13 protein-coding genes and 1 tRNA gene are annotated in these 14,031 nt (G+C 66.2%); 7 read left to right on the plus strand and 7 right to left on the minus strand.

Annotated elements, in window-relative coordinates; genetic code table 11:
* Nucleotides 1-604 precede the first annotated feature (604 nt).
* Nucleotides 605-1,054, minus strand: coding sequence for a PA2169 family four-helix-bundle protein (locus tag QMX85_RS00860; protein WP_090229476.1), 450 nt, complete (start codon nucleotides 1,052-1,054; stop codon nucleotides 605-607).
* A gap of 343 nt (nucleotides 1,055-1,397) precedes the next feature.
* On the opposite strand from QMX85_RS00860, the gene QMX85_RS00865 reads away from it, so the two are divergent.
* Nucleotides 1,398-1,763, plus strand: coding sequence for a histone-like nucleoid-structuring protein, MvaT/MvaU family (locus QMX85_RS00865; protein WP_282338281.1), 366 nt, complete (start codon nucleotides 1,398-1,400; stop codon nucleotides 1,761-1,763).
* A gap of 64 nt (nucleotides 1,764-1,827) precedes the next feature.
* Here the strand turns inward: QMX85_RS00865 and QMX85_RS00870 are convergent, their stop codons facing one another.
* From QMX85_RS00870 to mobA, 4 genes are all read right to left on the minus strand, one after another.
* On the minus strand, nucleotides 1,828-2,589 hold the full coding sequence (locus tag QMX85_RS00870; RefSeq protein WP_090229473.1) for an ABC transporter permease: 762 nt from the start codon (nucleotides 2,587-2,589) through the stop codon (nucleotides 1,828-1,830).
* A complete protein-coding gene (locus tag QMX85_RS00875) occupies nucleotides 2,586-3,512 on the minus strand; it encodes an ABC transporter ATP-binding protein (protein WP_282338283.1) in 927 nt (308 codons plus the stop codon). Before QMX85_RS00875 ends, QMX85_RS00870 begins: the two co-directional genes overlap by 4 nt.
* 170 nt (nucleotides 3,513-3,682) lie before the next feature.
* A tRNA-Pro gene (locus QMX85_RS00880) sits at nucleotides 3,683-3,759 on the minus strand.
* Nucleotides 3,760-3,838: 79 nt separating this feature from the next.
* Entirely contained in the window at nucleotides 3,839-4,444 is a 606-nt protein-coding gene (gene mobA, locus QMX85_RS00885; protein WP_282338284.1) for a molybdenum cofactor guanylyltransferase MobA, read from the minus strand.
* Between the two features lie 67 nt (nucleotides 4,445-4,511).
* On the opposite strand from mobA, the gene moaB reads away from it, so the two are divergent.
* Together moaB and glp are read left to right on the plus strand one after the other, a co-directional pair.
* Entirely contained in the window at nucleotides 4,512-5,051 is a 540-nt protein-coding gene (gene moaB / locus QMX85_RS00890) for a molybdenum cofactor biosynthesis protein B (RefSeq protein WP_282338286.1), read from the plus strand.
* Complete coding sequence (gene glp, locus QMX85_RS00895; RefSeq protein WP_282338288.1) at nucleotides 5,048-6,262, plus strand: gephyrin-like molybdotransferase Glp; 1,215 nt, start codon at nucleotides 5,048-5,050, stop codon at nucleotides 6,260-6,262. Before moaB ends, glp begins: the two co-directional genes overlap by 4 nt.
* On the opposite strand, the gene QMX85_RS00900 is transcribed toward glp, so the two are convergent.
* Nucleotides 6,259-7,308, minus strand: coding sequence for an AraC family transcriptional regulator (locus tag QMX85_RS00900; protein WP_282338290.1), 1,050 nt, complete (start codon nucleotides 7,306-7,308; stop codon nucleotides 6,259-6,261). The genes glp and QMX85_RS00900 overlap by 4 nt on opposite strands.
* A 130-nt stretch (nucleotides 7,309-7,438) precedes the next feature.
* On the opposite strand from QMX85_RS00900, the gene QMX85_RS00905 reads away from it, so the two are divergent.
* From QMX85_RS00905 to yegS, 4 genes are all read left to right on the plus strand, one after another.
* Nucleotides 7,439-9,034: an FAD-binding oxidoreductase gene (locus QMX85_RS00905; protein WP_282338291.1), complete on the plus strand. Its 1,596-nt coding sequence runs from the start codon at nucleotides 7,439-7,441 to the stop codon at nucleotides 9,032-9,034.
* A complete protein-coding gene (locus tag QMX85_RS00910; protein WP_282338292.1) occupies nucleotides 9,031-10,608 on the plus strand; it encodes a glycerol-3-phosphate dehydrogenase/oxidase in 1,578 nt (525 codons plus the stop codon). Before QMX85_RS00905 ends, QMX85_RS00910 begins: the two co-directional genes overlap by 4 nt.
* 24 nt (nucleotides 10,609-10,632) lie before the next feature.
* Nucleotides 10,633-12,192 carry an FGGY-family carbohydrate kinase gene (locus QMX85_RS00915; RefSeq protein ID WP_282338293.1) on the plus strand — a complete coding sequence of 520 codons (1,560 nt, stop codon included), beginning with the start codon at nucleotides 10,633-10,635 and terminating at the stop codon, nucleotides 12,190-12,192.
* Nucleotides 12,193-12,404: 212 nt separating this feature from the next.
* Nucleotides 12,405-13,340, plus strand: coding sequence for a lipid kinase YegS (yegS, locus tag QMX85_RS00920; RefSeq protein ID WP_282338294.1), 936 nt, complete (start codon nucleotides 12,405-12,407; stop codon nucleotides 13,338-13,340).
* Here the strand turns inward: yegS and QMX85_RS00925 are convergent, their stop codons facing one another.
* The gene (locus QMX85_RS00925; RefSeq protein ID WP_090229449.1) at nucleotides 13,341-13,985 is read right to left on the minus strand and encodes a response regulator transcription factor; all 645 of its coding nucleotides are present in this window, start codon (nucleotides 13,983-13,985) and stop codon (nucleotides 13,341-13,343) included.
* Nucleotides 13,986-14,031: the final 46 nt, after the last annotated feature.

Below are 14,031 nucleotides of genomic sequence, written 5' to 3' on the forward strand. Positions count from 1 at the left end.
CAGTCGCCGCCCAAATGGGGTGGCCGAATGATCCTTATCGGAGCTGAAAGGGCGAGAGAAAGTTCCGCCCGATGCAGGGGGTTGGCTGACGTGTATCGGCAGGTTCGAATTGACCATGAGCCGTAACGAGCCAAACGAGACACCTTCTTGCGAAGACGTGGCTACCAGACATCGGAGTGGGGAAGGGCTGCGGCTGCCTGTGAGTGCAGCGGGCGGTCTTACCGAGGGTCCTCTCCCGCAAGGAAAGGAGGCGCGCAGTGTAACAGCCGGTGCGATGCCTGTCCTGATGGGGTGATCATCGGTAGCGAGTTCGATGGATCGGCTCGTTAACGATGAAAGGGATTTGGATCGATGCTGCATCGCTACTTTCCGTGCGGTAAAGAAAAAGCCCGCCGGAGCGGGCTTTGACGGGGCGCTGTTCCTTCAGCTGAGATTCACCTTAGAACAGGCCCTGTGAAAATTTCGTGAAGGGTTTTTAACATTTCGGATAACCATTCAAATCGCGCCGACGACGCGTGTCGATGGTGTTAGACCGATAAAAAAGGCCAAAAAAATAACGCCAGCAAGTGGCGTTATTTTCGTAGCGCTAACTGCCGGTCGGGAATCAGCTGGCGCGGGCGATATCGCGCAGGGCTTTCACCTGATCATGATTGCGCTGAACGCCTTCGAACTGTTTCTCGACGATCGAGCGGATATTCGCCGGCAGATCCTTGGAGAGCGCGTTCTTGTAGCTCTTCATCGCGACGTCTTCACCGCGCTCGCACTCATTGAGAATGGACTCTTCGTCCTTGCCGGTGATGATCGACTTCAGGTCTACCCAGCGGCGGTGAAGGTCCGCACTGACGCTGGTGCTCGTTTCCGGGTCGCCGCCCAGGGAACGGACCACTTGCTGCAGCTCGGCAGCCGCGCTGGCGCAGGCTTGTGAGCGGCTGACGAACAGCGCCTTCAGCTCGGCGTTCTTGATGTCCTCGGCGCAGGTGCGGAAGCCTTCTTCGCCGTCTTTGCTGGTTTCGATGAGGTCGTTGAGTACGGAGATGACTTCTTTATTGTCCATGCTGGATTTCCTCTTCGTTCATGGATTTACATAATTCGCATGGATTAGGAGGGACGTTTTTTTTGCAAAGTTCAGGGAAGGTTACGAACGGTAGGCGTGCGTTTTTCGACAACTGTGGCGGAACTTTTTCGTGGGGGCTGGCAACTCGAACGGTACACAGCGACCCTGCAATGCTGCGAAACGCTAAAGGGCAAAGGGAAGTTGAGATGAGCTCGGGCTGTTTATAACGAGCGCGATAAGTGCGCAGGAGCATTCGTTAGTTCCGCGGTGATCGTAATTCACTTGAAAAAAAACAACCGGTGGATTAAAACACTCACCACAACTAATCCGGGGACTAATGAACATGTCAAAACTTGCCGAATTTCGCGCGCTCGAACAGAAACTGGCCGAGCAACTGGCGCAGATGGAATCTATGAAGTCCGATGCCGGATTGAAGAAGGAAATGGAGTTCGAGGAAAAGCTCAAGGCCCTGATGGCTCACTATGACAAAGGCCTGCGCGATATCGTCGAGCTGCTCGACGTGGGCGCCAGCAGCAACTCGCGCAGTGCGCCCAAGGCGGCTGCACGCCAGCGCAAGGAGCGCGTGCTGAAGGTTTACAAGAATCCGAAAACCGGCGAACTGGTGGAAACCAAGGGCGGCAACCACAAAGTCCTGAAAGCCTGGAAAGAACAGCACGGCGCACAAACCGTGGAAAGCTGGCTGCAATAAGCGCCGTTAATAAAAAGGCCCCGGCTTGTCATGCAAGCCGGGGCTTTTTATTGGCTCCAGTTACCTAGCTTTTCAGCCGGTAGCCGGTCTTGAACATCCAGAAGACGATGGCCAGGCAACCGCCGAGAAACAGCAGCGTCATTCCGAGGCTGACCGCGACGTTCACATCCGACACGCCATAGAAGCACCAGCGGAAGGCGCTGATCAGGTAGACCACCGGGTTGAACAGGGTGATCTTCTGCCACACCGGCGGCAGCATGCTGATGGAGTAGAAGCTGCCACCGAGGAACGTCAGCGGCGTGACGATCAGGGCCGGGACGATCTGCAACTTCTCCCAGCCGTCGGCCCAGATGCCGACGATGAAGCCGAACAGGCTGAAGGTCACCGCGGTGAGCACCAGGAACAGCAGCATCCACAAGGGATGCTCGATCTCGAAGGTCACGAACAGCCGCGCGGTGAGCATGATGATCAGGCCGAGGATCACCGACTTGGTGGCCGCCGCACCCACGTAGCCGACGACGATCTCGAACGAGGAAATCGGCGCCGACAGCACTTCGTAGATGGTCCCCGAGTACTTGGGCATATAGATGCCGAAGGCCGCGTTGGAAATGCTCTCGGTGAGCAGCGCCAGCATTACCAGGCCGGGAACGATGAAGGCGGCATAATCGATGCCGTGGATCTGCACCATGCTCGAGCCGATCGCCGAGCCGAACACCACGAAGTACAGCGAGGTGGAAATCACCGGCGTGGCGATGCTCTGCATCAGCGTGCGCCAGGTGCGTGCCAGCTCGAACAGATAGATCGCGCGGATCGCATAGAAATTCATGCCCGGCCCCTTACCAGATTGACGAAGATGTCCTCCAGCGAACTCTGGCTGGACTGCAGGTCCTTGAAGTGGATGCCGTGCTCGCCCAGATGGCGCAGCAGTTCGGCGATGCCGGTGTGCTGGCGTTGCGCATCGAAGGTGTAGACCAGCTCGTTACCATCGGCGGACAGCTCCAGCGCGTAGGCATCCAGCGCGGGCGGGATGCTTTGCAGAGGGCGCTGCAGGATCAGCCGGAGCTGTTTCTTGCCGAGCTTGTCCATCAGCACGGCCTTGTCCTCCACCAGGATGATCTCGCCCTTGCTGATCACGCCGATGCGGTCGGCCATTTCCTCGGCCTCCTCGATGTAGTGCGTGGTGAGGATGATGGTCACCCCACGTTCGCGCAGGCCGCGGACCATCTCCCACATGTCGCGGCGCAGCTCGACGTCGACGCCGGCGGTGGGTTCGTCGAGGAAGAGGATGTCCGGTTCGTGGGACAGCGCCTTGGCGATCATCACCCGGCGTTTCATCCCGCCCGACAGTTCGAAGATGCGCGCCTCGCGCTTCTCCCACAGCGACAGGTCGCGCAGCAGTCTCTCCAGATACGCCGGGTTCGGCCCCTTGCCAAACAGGCCACGGCTGAACTTCACGGTCGCCCAGACGCTTTCGAACGCGTCGTTGAACAGCTCCTGCGGCACCAGGCCGATCTTCGCCCGCGCCAGGCGGTAGTCGTCGAGGATGTCGTGGCCGTCGACGCTGACCTTGCCGCCGCCGGGATTGACGATGCCGCAGACGATGCTGATCAGGGTGGTCTTGCCGGCCCCGTTGGGGCCGAGGAGAGCGAAGATTTCACCCTTCTGGATGTCGAGATCGATGCCTTTCAGGGCGTGGTGGCCGGAGGCATAGGACTTGGTCAGTTGCTGGATCGAGATCGCCGGTTGCACGGGGACTCCTTGAGAGAGGGCGGATGCGCGATTGTAGGCGCAAACGGCTGCCGGAGCCGACCTGGCGGAATGTCCGGGGCAGGATGCCCGGCGACCGGAAACGAAAAAGCCCGCGCGAGGCGGGCTTTTCGGTGGTTTCAGGCGGGACGATGTGCCTGGAAACCTTGTGTTGGTCGGAGCGACTGGATTCGAACCAGCGACCTTCTCGTCCCGAACGAGACGCGCTACCAAGCTGCGCTACGCTCCGAGAATGGCGCGCATTGTACCGAAAAAGTTTTGCCGCACAAGGGGTTAGGGCGGGCTTTTTTTGCGCCTGCGGGTGCCGTTCAATCGGTGCGCGGCCGATCCCCGTTTTCGGCGGCGGACGCCAGGAGTTCCGGACTGTTGAGGTTGGCCAGGCGCGGATCGTCGATGGCGCACTCGACCGCGACGGGCGAGCGTTCGCGGAAAATCCGCTGCGGGCTGCGTTCGCCGGCGAGCCAGGCCTGTTCGACGACCTCTTTCAGCCGGGTCGGCAGCACGGCGAACAGCGGCTCCCAGTAGCCGCCCCGATGCAGCATCACCGGGTGTTCGCCGGCCTGCGCCAGCAGCGCGTCGAGCAGCTCGCGATCCAGCAGCGGCGCGTCGCAGGGCAGCACCAGCAGGTGATCGTGGCGGGCGACCTTCAGACCGGCACGGATGCCGGCCAGCGGGCCCGGAAAGTCGGCGCTGTCGTCGCTCACCAGTTGGTCGGCGTAACGGCCATAGCGCTCGGCGTTGCGATTGCAGGAGATGATCAGGTCGTCGGTCAGCGGTCGTACCAACGCGTGCAGCCAGGCGATCAGCGGCCGACCGCGCCAGTCGATCAGGCCCTTGTCGCGGCCGCCCATGCGTTGTCCCCGGCCGCCCGAAAGCAGCAGTACGGAGCAGGGAACCGGCGGCATTGATGGCATCGGGGACCTCCAAAACGGGGCTGTGATATAACACCGGCCCTTCTTCCCCGACAACTGGAAAACTGCCATGAGCCACAAGGCTGACGCGGTGTTCGTACCGCTGAATATCGCCGTTCTGACCGTCAGCGATACCCGTTCGCTGGAAACCGACACCTCCGGCCAGCTGTTCGTCGACCGCCTCACCAGCGCCGGCCATGCCCTGGCCGAACGCGTGCTGCTCAAGGACGACCTCTACAAGATCCGCGCCCAGGTCGCTGCCTGGATCGCCGATGACCGCGTGCAGGTGGTGCTGATCACCGGCGGCACCGGTTTCACCGAGCGCGACAGCACGCCCGAGGCGGTCGCCTGCCTGCTGGACAAGCAGGTGGATGGCTTCGGCGAGGTCTTCCGGCAGATTTCCGTGGCGGATATCGGCACCTCCACCATGCAGTCGCGCGCCCTGGCCGGACTCTCCAACGGCACGCTCGTCTGCTGCCTGCCGGGTTCGACCAACGCCTGCCGCACCGCCTGGGACGGCATCCTCGCCGAGCAGCTGGACGCGCGTTTCCGTCCCTGCAATTTCGTGCCGCATCTAAAACAGGCCGAACCCTGCGAGAGCCGCGGATGAGTGGCTGCGACCATCCCGGCCTGTTGCCGCTGGAGGACGCCCTGGCGCGTCTGCTGGCGATGGCCGAGACCTGCCCGATAAACGAGGTGGAGCAGGTCGGACTCGCCGAGGCCGACGGTCGGGTGCTGGCCGAGGCGCTGGTGTCCGGTCTCGACCTGCCGCCGTGGGATAACAGCGCGATGGATGGCTACGCATTGGCGCTTGCCGACTGGACCGGCGAACCGCTGGTCGTCAGCCAGCGCATCCTCGCCGGCAGCGCTCCGGCGACGCTGCAGCCGGGAACCTGCGCGCGCATCTTCACCGGCGCGCCAGTGCCGGCGGGTGCCGACACGGTGGAGATGCAGGAGAACGCCGAGGTGCTGGACGACGGCCGGGTGTGCTTCGTCGAGCCGCTGCGGGCCCATCGCAACATCCGCCTGCAAGGCCACGAGACCCGCGTCGGCGACAGCGTGCTGCCGGCCGGCACCCGGCTCGGGCCGATCGAGCTTGGCCTTGCCGCCTCGCTGGGCGCCGCGCAACTGAGCGTTCGGCGCCGTCCGCGCGTCGCCGTACTGTCCACTGGCGATGAGCTGGTCGAGCCCGGCCAGCCGCTGGGCGCCGGACAGATCTACAACAGCAACCGCCGCTTGCTGATCGCCTGGTTGCAGCGTTTGGGCTGCGTCGTGGTGGACGCCGGCATCCTCGCCGACGACCTCGAACTGACGCGGCAGACGCTGCGAAATCTCGGCGATGTCGACCTGATCCTGTCCACCGGCGGCGTGTCGGTGGGCGAGGCGGATTTCCTCGGCGAAGTGCTGCGCGAAGAGGGTGAGCTGACCCTGTGGAAACTTGCCCTCAAGCCGGGAAAACCACTGACCGTCGGGCATTGCCAGGGCGTCCCGGTGATCGGCCTGCCGGGCAATCCGGGGTCGTCGCTGGTGACCTTCGCCCTGCTGGCGCGGCCTTACCTGCTGCGGCGCCTGGGCGTGGTCGAGGTCGGGCCACTGGGCTTCAAGGTGGCTGCCGGTTTCGTCTGGCGCAAGCCGGGCACGCGTCGGGAATTCCTCCGCGCGCGGCTGGAAAACAACCGCGCCCTGTTGCACCCGAACCAGAGTTCCGGGGTGCTGAGCAGCGCCGCCTGGGCCAACGGCCTGGTGGAAGTGCGCGAAGGCCAGATGCTGGAAGAGGGCGATCCGGTCCGTTTCATCCCGTTCAGCGAGCTGCTCGGCTAGTCGAGCGCCGGCAGCTCCGTTTCCTGCGGGGCGCGCCGGCACTCACGGAATTCCCCCGGCGTGTGTCCGGTCCAGGCCTTGAAGCTGCGGTGGAACGAGCGTGGCTCGCTGAAGCCGAGGTAGACGGCGATCTCCTGGATCGGCAGGTCGCTGCCCAGCAGGTAGCGTTCGGCCAGCTCCCGACGCAATTCGTCGAGCACCTGCTGATAACTGGTGCCGGCTTCCTGCAGCCGGCGCTGCAGCGTGCGAAGGCTCAGGTGGAATTTCTCCGCGACGCGTTCCTTGCTCGGCATCCCGTCCCGCAGCGACTGGCGCAGCACGTTCTTCACCCGTAGCGGCAACGGTTCGTCCACATCCAGTTCGGCCATCAGGGCGAGCGCGTGCGCCTCCAGGGTGCGCAGCAGGTTGGCGTCCGCCTGGCGCAGCGGAACGCCCAGGTATTCGCAGGGGACCAGCAGGGCGCTGCAGCGCTGCTCGAAGCGCACCGGGCAGCCGAACACCGCCTGGTAATCCGCCTGCGTGGTGCCGGCCGGCTGGCCGTGCTCGAACCAGACTTCGCTCGGCGAGCGTTGCAGGTCGGCGATCCAGCGCGCGTAGAGCAGCCAGGACGCCAGCACGTTCTCCACCATGTGCCGCCGCACCTCACCGTGCCGATGCCGGCAGTTCCAGCTCAGCCGGATCTGCCCGCCGTCGTTTTCGATGCGGCTGGTGCCCATGTCTCCGACCAGTTTTTCGTAGGGCACGATACGCGCCATGGCTTCGCCCAGGGTCGCGCAGTTCATGGTGATGTAGCCGAGCACGCTCCACGAACCGGGCTGCACGAAGCGCGCGGCATGCAGGCCGAACAGCGGGTCGGCGGAGCGTTCGGCGAGTTCGGCGAGGAGGATTTCGTGGACCTCGCTTGGGAAGCGTCCGCCGTTGTCGGCCAGCGCCTGGCGGGAAACGCCCGAGGCGGCGAGCGCGGGCGCGCAGTCCAGGCCGAGGTGTTCGGCGTAGCGCAGGTATTTCAGCAGGACCGGCACGGAGGTGTAGCCGAGGTTTCGCATGGGTTTCTTGTTCTTCTGATGGCGCGTTTGGCGAGCTCGTCTGTCCCGATCCGACAGTGACGCGGAGCGGCTGCCGGCTAGTATAGGCAGCGAACAACAAGCTCCGGAATACCGGACGAGGGAGGGCGGAATGCGACGCTGGAATGGCTGGGGCGAAGACACCACCGAGGTCGAATTGCCGGCGCACGGGGCGGAATTTCTCCACGCGCTGATCGGTGCCGGCGAGCCGCTGGCCGATGCGACGCTCGAACAGGTGCTGGCCCGTGTGCCCGCGTCGCGACTGCCGGCGCATCCGCGGGTCAGTCTGGACGCCGAGGATCGCCTGCGCCACGCCCGCGGGCAGAGCCTGCCGGACTGGCTGGCGATGCGCTCGGGCGACTTCGGCGTGTTTCCCGATGGCGTGGCCTTTCCCGAAACCGCCGGGCAGATCCGCGAGCTGATGGCCTGGGCGGCGGAGCGGGACGTGGTCCTGATCCCCTACGGCGGCGGCACTTCGGTGGCCGGCCACATCAATCCCCAGCACGGCGAACGGCCGGTGCTGACGCTCTCGCTGGAGCGCATGAACCGCCTGCTGGAAATCGATGCCGAAAGCCTGATCGCCACCTTCGGTCCCGGCACCAACGGCCCTCAGGTGGAAAGCCAACTGCGTGCGCAGGGCTACACCCTCGGTCACTTCCCGCAATCCTGGGAGCTGTCGACCCTCGGCGGCTGGGTGGCCGCTCGCTCCAGCGGCCAGCAGTCGCTGCGTTATGGGCGCATCGAGCAACTGTTCGCCGGCGGCACGCTGGAAACCTTCGCCGGCCCGTTGCAGCTGCCGAGTTTTCCGGCGTCGGCGGCCGGTCCCGATCTGCGCGAAATGGTGCTGGGTTCGGAAGGGCGCTTCGGGGTGATCTCCGAGGTCCGGGTGCGCATCAGCCGTCTTCCCGATGCGGAAACCTTCTACGCGGTGTTCCTGCCTGACTGGCCGCGCGCGCTGGAGGCGATCCGCAGCCTGGCGCAGGCGCGGGTGCCGCTGTCGATGCTGCGCCTGTCCAATGCCGTCGAGACCCGCACCCAACTGGCGCTGGCCGGTCATCCGGGGCAGATCGCGTTGCTGGAGAAGTACCTGGCGCTGCGCGGCGCGCGGGGCGACAAATGCATGCTGACCTTCGGCGTCACCGGCAGCCGCGTGCAGAACGCCGCTTCGCTGCGCCAGGCGAGGAAGCTCCTGCGTGGCTTCGGTGGCGTGTTCACCGGTACGCTGCTGGGCCGCAAATGGGCGCAGAACCGCTTCCGTTTCCCCTACCTGCGCCACGGCCTGTGGAGCGCCGGCTACCTGGTGGACACGCTGGAAACCGCCACCGACTGGAGCAACGTCGACACGCTGCTGAACATGCTCGAGGCCAGCCTGCGCGACGGCCTTGTCGATGCAGGCGAGCGGGTCCACGTGTTCACCCACCTGTCCCACGTCTACGGCGAGGGCTGCAGCATCTACACCACCTACGTGTATCGGCCGGGCGGCAGCTACGCGCAGGCGCTGGAGCGCTGGCAACGGCTCAAGCACGCCGCCAGCCGCTGCATCGTCGACAACCGCGGCACCATCAGCCACCAGCATGGGGTCGGTCGCGACCATGCTCCCTACCTGGCGTTGGAGAAGGGCGAGCGGGGCATGGCCGCGCTGCGTGCGCTGGCGGTTCATTTCGATCCGGAAGGCCGCCTGGCTCCCGGCGTGCTGTTGCCGGAATGAGCGCCTGGAACGCCGCCTGGCGTGAGCGCGCGCTGCCCGAGCTGGCGGCCCGCGAGTGGGACCTGATCGTCATCGGCGGCGGCATCAGCGGCGCCGGCATCCTGCGCGAAGCGGCCCGACGCGGCTGGAAATGCCTGCTGCTGGAGCAGCGGGATTTCGCCTGGGGCACCTCGAGCCGTTCGTCGAAGATGGTCCACGGCGGCCTGCGCTACATCGCCAAGGGCCAGTTCGGCCTGACCCGTGATTCGGTGCGCGAACGCCAGCGCCTGCTCGCCGAGGCGCCGGGGCTGGTGGACCCGCTGAGTTTCATCATGGCGCACTACCGCGGCACCTTTCCCGGGCCGAAGGTCTTCGGCGGGGTGCTCGCGGTGTATGACGCCCTGGCCGGCAAGCGCAACCACCTGTTCCATTCGCTGCAGCAGCTGCGCTACCTGGCGCCGGGGCTGAAGGAGGACGGCCTGCTCGGCGGCACGCGTTTCTTCGATGCGGTGACCGACGATGCGCGGCTGGTGATGCGCGTGCTCGGCGAGGCGCGCGGCGAGGGTGGCGAGGCGCTGAACGGCATCGAAGCCGTCGAGCTGCTGCGCGAGGAGGGCCGGGTGGTCGGCCTGCTCGGCAAGGATCGCGAGAGCGGCCAGCGCCTGCGGTTTCGCGCGCGTGCCGTGGCGCAGGCTACCGGCGCCTGGGCGGGTCGGTTCCGTCAGGGCGACGACGTGCGGATTCGCCCGTTGCGCGGCAGCCACCTGCTGCTTCCGGCCTGGCGGCTGCCGGTGGCGCATGCGTTCAGCTTCCTGCATGACCAGGACCGGCGCCCGGTGTTCGTCTTCCCTTGGGAGGGCGCCACCGTGGTCGGCACCACGGACCTCGACCACGCCGAGTCGCTGGATCGCGAGGCGCGGATCAGCGCCGACGAGGCCGACTACCTGCTCGCGGCGTGTGCCCAGCAGTTCCCCGGCGCGCGTATCGCCGCCGCGGACGTGTTGTCGACCTGGGCCGGCGTGCGTCCGGTGGTCTGCGCGGCCGGTTCCACGCTCAAGCCCTCGGACGAGAAGCGCGAACACCTGCTGTGGGTCGAACCCGGCTGCGTGACCCTGGCCGGCGGCAAGCTGACCACCTTCCGCCTGCTGGCGCTGGAAGTGCTGCGGGCCTGCGCCGGTTTCGTCGGTCGTGAGCTGGACGACCGTGGCGCGCCGGTGTTTCGCCCGCAGCCTGCGCAGCCGATGCCCGCGCTATCGCCGGCCCAGCAGCGGCGCCTGGCAGGCCGGCACGGACGCGAGCTGCCCGGCGTGCTGGCGTTGCTGGAAGAGGTCGGCGCCGAGCGGGTGGGCGCCACCGACACGCTCTGGGCGGAGCTGGCCTGGGCGGCGCAGAACGAGCTGGTGCTGCATCTGGACGACCTGCTGCTGCGCCGCACGCGTCTCGGGCTGCTGCTCGCCAACGGCGCCGAGGCCGAGTTGCCGCGCATCCGCGCGCTTTGCCAGGCGCGGCTGGGCTGGAGCGACGAGCGCTGGCAGCGCGAGGTGGGCGACTACCTGCACCTGTGGCAGGGCTGCTATCGCCTGCGGCGGGAATAAAGACATGAGACGAGTGAGCGCATCGTGAACGAACCCAGCTACCTGCTCGCCATCGACAACGGCACCCAGAGTGTCCGCGCATTGCTGTTCGACCTGTCCGGCAACCTGCTCGGCAAGGGCAAGGTCGAGCTGGAGCCCTACTATTCGGCGCAGCCGGGCTGGGCCGAGCAGGACCCGGACTACTTCTGGGCGAGCCTGGGCGAGGCCTGCCAGAAGCTCTGGAGCAGCACGGACATCGACCGCCGGCTGATTCGCGGCGTGGCATTGACCACCCAGCGCGGCACGCTGATCAATGTCGACGAGCAGGGCACGCCGCTGCGCCCGGCGATCCTCTGGCTCGACCAGCGGCGCGCCGAGGTCCGTGAGCGCATCAAGGGTCCCTGGGGTTGGCTGTTCAAGATGGTGCGTGCGCAGACGACGGTGGACCACGTGCGTGCCCAGGCCGAGGTCAACTGGATCGCGCAGAACCAGCCGGACATCTGGGCGAAGACGCACAAGCTGCTGCTGCTTTCGGGCTTCCTCACGCACCGGCTCACCGGGCGTTTCGTCGATTCGGTGGGCTGCACCGTCGGCTACCTGCCGTTCGACTACAAGCGCCTGCGCTGGGCCGGTCCGCGCGACTGGAAGTGGCAGGCGATGCCGGTGCGCCGCGAGCAGCTCGCCGAGCTCTACAAACCCGGCGAAACGCTCGGCACGATCAGCGCCCAAGCCTGTGCGCACACCGGCATTCCGCAAGGCCTGCCGCTGATCGCTGCGGCTTCGGACAAGGCCTGCGAGGTGATCGGCGCCGGCGGCGTGGCACCGAACATCGCCTGTCTGTCCTATGGCACCACGGCCACCATCAACACCACGCGCAGTCGCTACCTGGAGGTGACGTCGCTGATCCCGCCTTACCCGGCGGCGATTCCCGATCACTACAACAGCGAGGTGATGATCTACCGCGGCTACTGGATGGTCAGCTGGTTCAAGCAGCAGTTCGGCCTGGAGGAAACCCAGCGCGCAAGGGCGCTGGACGTGGAGCCGGAGGCGCTGTTCGACGAACTGGTGAGAGCGGTCCCGCCGGGTTCCATGGGGCTGATGCTGCAACCCTACTGGACGCCCGGCATCCGCGAGCCGGGCATCGAGGCGAAGGGCGCGATCATCGGTTTCGGCGACGTGCACACGCGGGCGCACCTGTATCGGGCGATCCTCGAGGGGCTGGCCTACGCGCTGCGCGACGGCCGTGAGCGCATCGAGAAGCGCTCCGGCACGCCGATCACCCGCCTGCGCGTATCCGGCGGAGGTTCGCAGAGCGATGCGGCGATGCAGCTGACCGCCGACATCTTCGGCCTGCCCGCGGAACGCCCGCACCTGTACGAGACCTCCGGCCTGGGGGCGGCCATCGATTGCGCGGTGGGCCTGGGTCTGCATGCGGATTTCCCCAGTGCGATCGCCGCGATGACCCGCGTGGGCCAGGTCTTCCAACCCGACCCGCAGGCGCAGGCGATCTACCAGCGGTTGTATCGCGAGGTCTACCAGCGCATGTACCGGCGGCTCGAGCCGCTGTACCGCAGCATCAGCGAGATCACCGGCTATCCGGGCTAGACGGGTTGGCGATGCTTCGCCGGGCGTGCCGAAGCGCCAGCGTTGGCTACCGGATAGCCGGGAGCAGCAGGCGGCTCTGAGCCGAGGCCATCTGGCGACGAACCGGCCGCCGCGCAGGCCATCCGCGCAGAAACTTTCCCCGAGCCAGTCGATCCGATCTAGGCGGGCGCCCATTCGGCCGTCGCGCAGTGGATATTCCAGGGGAACCGGTGATGAGCGAGCGCAGGGCGTTCTTGATTCTGCATGGCAAGCAGGCCGCCAACGACGAGGTTCGTGCCGCGGTGATGGCGCGTCGCAAGGAAGGCTGGGAGCTGACGGTGCGGGTGACCTGGGAGCCCGGCGATGCTCAGCGCCTGGTCGACGAAGCGCTGGATGCCGGTTACCCGATCATCATCGCGGGCGGAGGCGACGGCACGGTGCGCGACGTGGCCGAAGCGATGGCGCAGAAGGAGACCGACGCCAGCTTGGCGCTGCTCCCGCTGGGCACGGCGAACGACTTCGCCCGTGCCGCCGGCGTGCCGCTGCCGCCGGACGAAGCCCTCGGCCAGTTGGACAGCGCGCCGCGTGCGGTGGATATCGGCGATGCCAACGGGCAGTTGTTCCTCAACATGGCCACCGGCGGTTTCGGGTCCAAGGTCACCGCCAACACCTCCGAGGACCTGAAGAAGATCCTCGGCGGCAGTGCCTATCTGCTCACCGGCCTGACCAAGTTTCCCGAGGTTCACTCCGCCTTCGGCCGCTTCGAGGGGCCGGGTTTCAGCTGGGAGGGCGAGTTTCTCGCGCTCGGCATCGGCAACGGCCGCCAGGCCGGCGGCGGTCACCAGTTGTGCCCGCAGGCACTAGCGGACGACGGCCTGCTGGACATCTGCATCGTGCCGGCGCCGGCCGATGTGGTCGGTACGCTGACCACCATGCTCACCGGCGGTATTCGCGGCCTGGAGTCGGTGTCGGTCAGTGCGCGGCTGCCCTGGGTCGAGATCGAGGCGCCGGAAGGGCTGGACCTGAACCTGGACGGTGAGCCGATAGAGGTCCGGACGCTGCGCCTGAGCGTCCGGCCGAAGGCATTGCGCGTGCATTTGCCTGCAGATTCGCCGCTGCTCGGCAGCCAGGCGCAGACCGTGCCGCTGGCACCGGCAACGGCCGAGTGATCAGTCGTCCGGGCTGATGATGCCTTCGCGCACCGCGTAGAGCACCAGGCCCGGCACGTCGTGTATCTCCAGGCGCTTCATGATCTGCGAGCGATGCGCCTCGACGGTCTTCACGCTCAGGCCGAGGCCGTTGGCGATGGCGCGGGTAGAGGCGCCACGCGATATCAGCCGCAGGATCTCGATCTGCCGCTGGGTCAACATCAGGCTTGGCGGAACCGGCGTACGCGCCAGGGCCTGCTCGATGACATGCTGGGCGATCGCCGAACTCAGGTAGCGCTCACCGCGCCCGACCGCGCGCAGCGCGAGGTGCAATTCGGCCATCGCGGCATCCTTGAGCAGGTAGCCGACGGCGCCCTTCTGCAAGGACTGGAAGACCGTCTCAGGATCGGTGTGCATCGACAGCATCAGCACCTTGCAGCCGGGCGCGTGCTTGGTCAGCAGCTGCAGCGCTTCCAGGCCGCCGACGTCGCGCATCGAAACGTCCAGCAGGATGATGTCCGGTTCCAGTTCGCGGGCCATCTCCACAGCCTGGCCGCCATCCTCGGCCTCGCCGACCACCTCGTAACCTTCCAGATCGCTGATCATTACCCGCACGCCCGCGCGGATCAGGGCATGGTCGTCAGCCAGCAGCAGGCGGCAAGTCATCGGCCTGCTCCGGCGTCACTGATGCAAAGGGACGCGGTGAGGCTAA

Origin of the sequence: Pseudomonas sp. PS02288, from assembly GCF_029959715.1 — a bacterium.
In the GTDB taxonomy this organism is placed as follows: domain Bacteria; phylum Pseudomonadota; class Gammaproteobacteria; order Pseudomonadales; family Pseudomonadaceae; genus Pseudomonas_O; species Pseudomonas_O kuykendallii.

Coding starts and splice junctions, on each gene's coding strand:
- QMX85_RS00925 (WP_090229449.1), bottom strand. CDS start 13,985: ATGACTTGCCGCCTGCTGCTGGCTGACGACCATGCCCTGATCCGCGCG.
- QMX85_RS00870 (WP_090229473.1), bottom strand. CDS start 2,589: ATGAATTTCTATGCGATCCGCGCGATCTATCTGTTCGAGCTGGCACGC.
- QMX85_RS00900 (WP_282338290.1), bottom strand. CDS start 7,308: ATGCGAAACCTCGGCTACACCTCCGTGCCGGTCCTGCTGAAATACCTG.
- QMX85_RS00865 (WP_282338281.1), top strand. CDS start 1,398: ATGTCAAAACTTGCCGAATTTCGCGCGCTCGAACAGAAACTGGCCGAG.
- mobA (WP_282338284.1), bottom strand. CDS start 4,444: ATGCCATCAATGCCGCCGGTTCCCTGCTCCGTACTGCTGCTTTCGGGC.
- QMX85_RS00860 (WP_090229476.1), bottom strand. CDS start 1,054: ATGGACAATAAAGAAGTCATCTCCGTACTCAACGACCTCATCGAAACC.
- QMX85_RS00905 (WP_282338291.1), top strand. CDS start 7,439: ATGCGACGCTGGAATGGCTGGGGCGAAGACACCACCGAGGTCGAATTG.
- glp (WP_282338288.1), top strand. CDS start 5,048: ATGAGTGGCTGCGACCATCCCGGCCTGTTGCCGCTGGAGGACGCCCTG.
- yegS (WP_282338294.1), top strand. CDS start 12,405: ATGAGCGAGCGCAGGGCGTTCTTGATTCTGCATGGCAAGCAGGCCGCC.
- QMX85_RS00910 (WP_282338292.1), top strand. CDS start 9,031: ATGAGCGCCTGGAACGCCGCCTGGCGTGAGCGCGCGCTGCCCGAGCTG.
- moaB (WP_282338286.1), top strand. CDS start 4,512: ATGAGCCACAAGGCTGACGCGGTGTTCGTACCGCTGAATATCGCCGTT.